Source organism: Oerskovia sp. NPDC056781, assembly GCF_042789955.1.
In the GTDB taxonomy this organism is placed as follows: Bacteria; Actinomycetota; Actinomycetes; order Actinomycetales; family Cellulomonadaceae; genus Oerskovia; species Oerskovia rustica.
On sequence record NZ_JBHUAD010000235.1, the window covers coordinates 1 to 5,942 of the forward strand.

The 5,942-nt window shown below is 74.3% G+C and carries 6 protein-coding genes and 1 riboswitch; of the genes, 1 reads left to right on the plus strand and 5 read right to left on the minus strand.

The window, feature by feature from the left end:
- Positions 1-100 precede the first annotated feature (100 nt).
- The 4 genes from purH to purN all read right to left on the minus strand — a co-directional run bounded on the left by purH (position 101) and on the right by purN (position 3,759).
- On the minus strand, positions 101-1,759 hold the full coding sequence (gene purH / locus ACFRCR_RS15965; RefSeq protein WP_377678873.1) for a bifunctional phosphoribosylaminoimidazolecarboxamide formyltransferase/IMP cyclohydrolase: 1,659 nt from the start codon (positions 1,757-1,759) through the stop codon (positions 101-103).
- A 45-nt stretch (positions 1,760-1,804) separates the two neighbouring features.
- Positions 1,805-1,892, minus strand: a riboswitch (ZMP/ZTP riboswitch).
- A 197-nt stretch (positions 1,893-2,089) separates the two neighbouring features.
- On the minus strand, positions 2,090-2,578 hold the full coding sequence (locus ACFRCR_RS15970; RefSeq protein WP_377678875.1) for an SRPBCC family protein: 489 nt from the start codon (positions 2,576-2,578) through the stop codon (positions 2,090-2,092).
- Positions 2,575-2,958: an ArsR/SmtB family transcription factor gene (locus ACFRCR_RS15975; RefSeq protein WP_377678877.1), complete on the minus strand. Its 384-nt coding sequence runs from the start codon at positions 2,956-2,958 to the stop codon at positions 2,575-2,577. Before ACFRCR_RS15975 ends, ACFRCR_RS15970 begins: the two co-directional genes overlap by 4 nt.
- Positions 2,959-3,117: 159 nt before the next feature.
- Positions 3,118-3,759, minus strand: a complete 642-nt coding sequence (gene purN / locus ACFRCR_RS15980; RefSeq protein ID WP_377678878.1) for a phosphoribosylglycinamide formyltransferase — start codon at positions 3,757-3,759, stop codon at positions 3,118-3,120.
- 337 nt (positions 3,760-4,096) lie between these two features.
- Between purN and ACFRCR_RS15985 the strand changes: the two genes are divergently transcribed.
- Positions 4,097-4,492, plus strand: a complete 396-nt coding sequence (locus tag ACFRCR_RS15985) for a hypothetical protein (RefSeq protein ID WP_377678880.1) — start codon at positions 4,097-4,099, stop codon at positions 4,490-4,492.
- A 42-nt stretch (positions 4,493-4,534) separates the two neighbouring features.
- Here ACFRCR_RS15985 and ACFRCR_RS15990 read toward each other — a convergent pair whose 3' ends face one another.
- Positions 4,535-5,836 carry a DUF6350 family protein gene (locus ACFRCR_RS15990; RefSeq protein ID WP_377678882.1) on the minus strand — a complete coding sequence of 434 codons (1,302 nt, stop codon included), beginning with the start codon at positions 5,834-5,836 and terminating at the stop codon, positions 4,535-4,537.
- Positions 5,837-5,942: the final 106 nt, after the last annotated feature.

The following is a 5,942-nucleotide window of genomic DNA, read 5'->3' on the forward strand; positions in this document are numbered from 1 at the left end:
ATCCGGACGACGACCGCAGGGTCGACCGACGCCGACCGCACGCTCGGCCCCAGCCAGGCGCCGACCAGCGGCCCTGCGGACGGGCCGGCCCTGGGACGGGTCAGTGCGCGAAGTGGCGCGTGCCCGTCAGGTACAGCGTGACACCGGCGGCCTGTGCGGCCGCGACGACCTCGTCGTCACGGACCGACCCACCGGGCTGCACGACGGCCTTGACGCCCGCGTCGAGCAGGACCTGCAGGCCGTCCGCGAAGGGGAAGAACGCGTCGGACGCGGCGACCGAGCCGCGTGCGCGCTCCTCGCCCTCGGCGCCGAGGGTGTTGGCGCGCTCGACCGACAGGCGGCACGAGTCGACGCGGTTGACCTGGCCCATGCCGATGCCGACCGCGGCTCCGCCCTTGGCGAGCAGGATCGCGTTCGACTTCGCGGCACGCACGGCCCGCCAGGCGAACTCGAGGTCCGCGAGCGTCTCGGCGTCCGCGGCCTCGCCCGTCGCGAGCGTCCACGACGCGGGGCTGTCGCCGCCGGTCTCGGACGAGGCGTCGATGCGGTCGACCTGCTGCATGAGCAGACCACCCGAGACGGGGCGGATCTCGACGCCCGCGCTCGGGGCGCCGTCGACCTGGAGCAGGCGGACGTTCTTCTTGCGCGAGAGGATCTCGAGCGCCTCGGGCTCGTAGCCCGGGGCCACGACGACCTCGGTGAAGACGCCCGCGATCTGCTCCGCGGCCGCCGCGCTCACCACGGCGTTGGTCGCGATCACGCCGCCGTACGCAGAGACCGGGTCGGTCGCGTGGGCCTTGGCGTGCGCGTCGGCCACGTCGGCGCCGACCGCGACGCCGCACGGGTTGGCGTGCTTGATGATCGCGACGGTCGGGGCGTCACCGTGGTCGTGCGCGGCACGCCACGCGGCGTCGGCGTCCACGTAGTTGTTGTAGCTCATGGCCTTGCCGTGGAGCTGGGTCGCCTGCGCGAGGCCCGTGGCGCCGTGGCCGTTGGTGTAGAGCGCGGCGCGCTGGTGCGGGTTCTCGCCGTAGCGCAGCACGTCGGAACGGTCCCAGGTGGCGCCGACCCACGCGGGGAAGCCGGTGTGGACGGTCTCGCCGTCGACCTCCGCGGCGTCCGTGGGCGCGACGACGCTGCTCATCCAGGACGCGACCGCGACGTCGTAGGTCGCGGTGTGCACGAACGCCTGCGCCGCGAGCGCCTTGCGCTGGGCGTAGGTGAAGCCACCGGCCCGGACCGCGGCGACCACGTCGCCGTACGCGGCCGGGTCGACGACGACGGCCACGCTCGGGTGGTTCTTCGCCGCGGCGCGGACCATCGAGGGGCCGCCGATGTCGATCTGCTCGATCACGGCGTCCGGGCCCGCGCCCGACGCGACCGTGTCCGCGAACGGGTACAGGTTGACGACCACGAGCTCGAACGGCGCGATCTCGAGCTGAGCGAGCTGGTCGAGGTGGTCCTGCTTGCGGGTGTCCGCGAGGATCCCGGCGTGCACGCGCGGGTGCAGCGTCTTGACGCGCCCCTCGAGGCACTCGGGGAAGCCCGTGAGGTCCTCGACCTTGGTCACGGGGACGCCGGCCGCTGCGATCGTGGACGCGGTCGAGCCGGTCGAGACGAGCTCGACGCCCGCGCCGTGCAGGGCCGTGGCGAGCTCGACGAGGCCGGTCTTGTCGTAGACGCTCAGCAGGGCGCGGCGCACGGGTCGCTGGGCGTCGTCGGCGACCTGGAGGTCGGGGGAGGTGGGGGCTGCGGACATCGAGGGGCTCCTGTGGGTCGTCAGCGGGTCGCGGAATTCCGGTCACCCAGGCGCCCAGGCGGACGACGCACCAACAGGTCGATCGGACGCTCCCCGGTGGTCGTTCCCACCCTCGCCAGTCGCGGCCGCCTCCGATCCTACCGCGCCCGGGGGTGGGTGGCCCGGGGCACGGCAGCCCGACGGCGCCTCGCACCCCGGGCGAGCGGCTCCCCCGGGGGGTGTGGCGCCGTCGAGCCGCATGCGCGTCGTGCGAGCGGCGGGGTGTCACGAGTCCCGGCCCCGCTGCGCTGCACGCGTCCTCCGGCTCGGTGCGCGGCGACGCTCGACGACTCAGGCGACGACGTCCGAGGCCAGCAGCTCGTCGAGGCGGTCGTAGCCCTCGCTCATGCCGTCGGCCATGCCCGAGCCGACCATGGCGTCCCGCGACTCGACCGACTGGTGGACCGAGCGCGTGACGATCCTGGTCCCGCCGCCCGGCAGGTCCTCGAACGTGACCGCGTCGAGGCTCACGTGCCCGGGGGCACCCGCGAACTCGAAGGTCTGTACGGCCCGGGTGTCCGGCACGACCGAGTGGAACGTGCCGAAGAACTCGTACTCCTCGTCGCCCGCGCGGTGCGCGTAGGCCCACGAGCCGCCTGTCCGGGCGTCCCAGTGGTCGAGAACCATCTCGTACCGACGGGGGCCGAGCCACTGCGTGACGAGCGTGGGGTCGGTGAACGCCCGGAACACGAGGGGTCGCGGGGCGTCGACGTCGCGCACGACCTCGATGAACGGGGTCCCCGGAGGGGCCGTGACGGTCGTGGGGTGCGTGCTGCTCATGACTGCTCCTTCGATGGGTCCGACGACGGTGCCTGGAGCCGCCCGAGGAGGGCGTCGAGCCGGCGGTACTGCCGCTCCGCGGTGAGCCGGTACTCGTCGATCCACGCCGTGAGCCGTTCGAGCGCGGCGGGGTCGAGGTGGCAGGGTCGTCGTTGGCCGTCCCGGGTGCGGGTGATGAGGCCCGCCGTCTCGAGGACCTGGATGTGCCGAGACACGGCCTGCTTCGTGATGGGGAAGGGTGCGGCGAGCTCGTTGACCGTGGCCGGCCCCCTGGACAGCGTGGCGACGATGCTCCGGCGGACCGGGTCGGCCAGCGCGAGGAACGCGCGGTCGAGGTCTTCGGTGCCTGACTCGTCGTGCGGGTCGTCCAGGAGGGTCATGTCGGCCTGCTCGTCGTGATCAACAGTTATATTGATCAACATACTCGTTGATCATGCGCGGATCAAGGGGTCGGAGCGCCCGGCGCGAGACGGTTCCCCCGGACGCTGCCCGTGCCACACGTCTCGATCCGGAGCACCCGCCTCGTGCGACAGGTGCCGTCAGCCCAGCAGCGCCCGGCGGCCTTCGACCCGCAGCCCCTCGCGCGCCGCCCGACCGACCGTCTCGACCAGCAGCGCCCGCTCGGCGACCTTGATGCGCTCGTGCAGCGTCTGCTCGTCGTCCGAGTCCTCGACGACCACCGTCGCCTGGGCGATGATCGGCCCGGTGTCCACGCCGTTGTCGACCACGTGGACCGTGCACCCCGTGACCTTGACGCCGTACGCGAGCGCGTCGCGGACCCCGTGCGCACCCGGGAAGGACGGCAGCAGCGCCGGGTGCGTGTTGATCGTCCGGCCCGCGAACCGGTCCACGAACGCGGGGCTCAGGATGCGCATGAAGCCCGCGAGGACCACGAGGTCGGGCGAGAAGACCGCCACGGCCTCCGCGACGCCGTCGTTCCACGCGTCGCGGTCCGCGAAGTCGCCCGGCGCGACGACGACCGACGCGACCCCCGCCTCGCGCGCCAGGTCGAGAGCCCCCGCACCCGGCTTGTCCGTGACGACACCCACGACCCGCGCCCCGTAGGCGGGGTCCTCGTGCGCCGCGAGCAGCGCCGCGAGGTTGCTGCCCGCCCCCGAGACCAGGACGACGACCCGCGCCGCGCTCGTCGTGTCGATGGGCTGACCGGAAGGTGTGCGCACGGTGCTCCTCGGAGGCGTCGGCAGTGGTGGAGAATGGGGGAGAAAAGCCAGGTACCACCCTAGTCCGCGCCGGACAGGTGCCGGTCTGCTCCCCGCCCCCCGGGCGGAGGGCTCCCGCCGGTCCGCCCGTCGCCACCCGCGAAGCACCGAGGAGCTGCCCATGGGCAACCCGTACGCGCCCCCACGTCCCGGCGCCCACCAGCCGACCGACGAGGCGCGGAAGCCCACCCCTCCCCCGGTGCAGGGGCCTCCTGCTCCCCCCGCCCACGACGTCCCTCCCGGTCAGGTCCGCCCAGGCCGCCCCGGCGGCGGTCCACCCGCACCGGGCGAGCCTCCCGTGCCCGTCGACCCCGACACTCTGCGCGCGACCACGCGACAGGTGCTGCACTTCGGGCTGCTCATGCTCGTCACGCTCGTCACGAGCTCGCTCGCCTTCCCGTGGCGGCTCTCGAGCCTCTTCTTCGCGGTCGTGACCATCGTGTTCGGGGTCCGCGCGATGCGCGCGGTGTGGCGCGCCCGCCTCGGCGGGGCGCTGCTGCCCGCGGTGGCCGTCGGACTGGGGCTGACCGCGACCATGTCGCTGTCGATGCTCGGCGGCGTGGCGATGTGGGACGTCGAGCTCGACAACCAGCAGTGCCTCGACGGCGCCATCACGGTCGCCGCGCAGCAGGAGTGCGCCGTGCAGTACGAGCAGGCGCGCGAGGAGTGGACCAAGGACCGGCTGGGCCGGTAGGGCCGGCCGGTCCCCGGGAACGGTCCCCCGCCCTCGGGGAGGTCAGTCGACGGGCGCGGCTGCGTCGTCGGTCGAGGTGCCGTCAGGCGCGGTGTCGTCGTGACGGTGACGCACCCGCTCGGTGACCGCGGCCTTGCCCCACGCCAGGGCGAGCGCCGCGCCTCCGGCGATCTCCGCGGCGACGACACCGCCGGCGACCAACGGCGGCGCGCCCACCTGGGCCATGCGCCCGGGTCCGACGGCGCCGCCCGCCAGGACCTGCAGCACCATCACGAGCAGGCCCGCGGTCAGGGCGACGCCCACGAGCGCGAGCCCGAGGTCCGTCCAGCTGGCGTCGTGCCGCCCGCACCGGCGCCACACGAACATCCCGGCCACGACGCCCATGACCACGACGAGCACGGGGGCGAACGAGGCGAGGACCGTCGTCCACTCGGGGCCGGGCAGGGCGCCGAGGATCGGGACGGCGGGCAGCGCGCCGGGCTCGGAGGCACTCGTCGTGAAGCTGCTCCCCTCGCCCACCACGAAGCCGGGTCCGGCGATCCAGGAGCTCACCCAGAGCACGAGGTTCGGCACGACCGCGAGCTGCGAGACGGCCAGGATCAGTCCCCCGAGCAGACCCGGCGCGAGTCCGACGACGATGTCCCCCGACGTCGCTCGACCGGCGACGACCCAGGCGCCGACCACGATGCTCGACAACCCGACCAGCAGCGCCAGGCCCAGCAGGCCCGCGCGGGCCCCGAGCCGCACGACGGGCGGGACGTACGGGTCGAGGGCCGAGGTCAGGTCGCCGATCCTCGGGGCGTCGGGACGCGACAGGATCCCGGCGCCGAGGCCGATCGCTGCGACGACCGCACCCCCCAGCAGCGCGAACAGGACGTCCCACCCCGGTGCCGATCCCGCGAGCAGCGCGATGACGAGCGTGGCGACCGCGTAGACCCCGACCCCGACGGCCCACGACGACGTCGCGGTGTGCGCGGAGCGGCGGGCCGACGCGAAGCAGGTGAACGCGACCAGGAACGTGAGGCCGAGCGGCACCATCGTGATCGAGGTTCCCGCCGCGGCGAGCGGGACCCCGTGCGCCAGGAGCCAGAACCCGGCGGCGACCGACACGGACTGGCCCCAGCCCCCGGCGTCGCCGTCGCCCGGACCTGCGGAGGACGCGAGGAACGCCGCGACCGCCGGCAGGATCACCACGGCCAGCGAGAGGGCGAGCGCCTGGAGCGCGGCGACCACGCCGGAGATCCAGCGCCGCGGGGCTTCGAGGGGACGGCGAGGACCGCGGGCGGGCTCCTCGACCGTGCGGGGTGCCCGTCGCCCGGCGACGGACTGGGTGGGCGTGGTCATGGTCTCCATCGTCGTCGATCGGTCGGCCCTGGCGGTGCAGGTGGGGCGGCGCGCCCGCGATCGGCGCAGCTGGCCCGGTGCGTGCCCGAGAAGAACAGGGTACGCC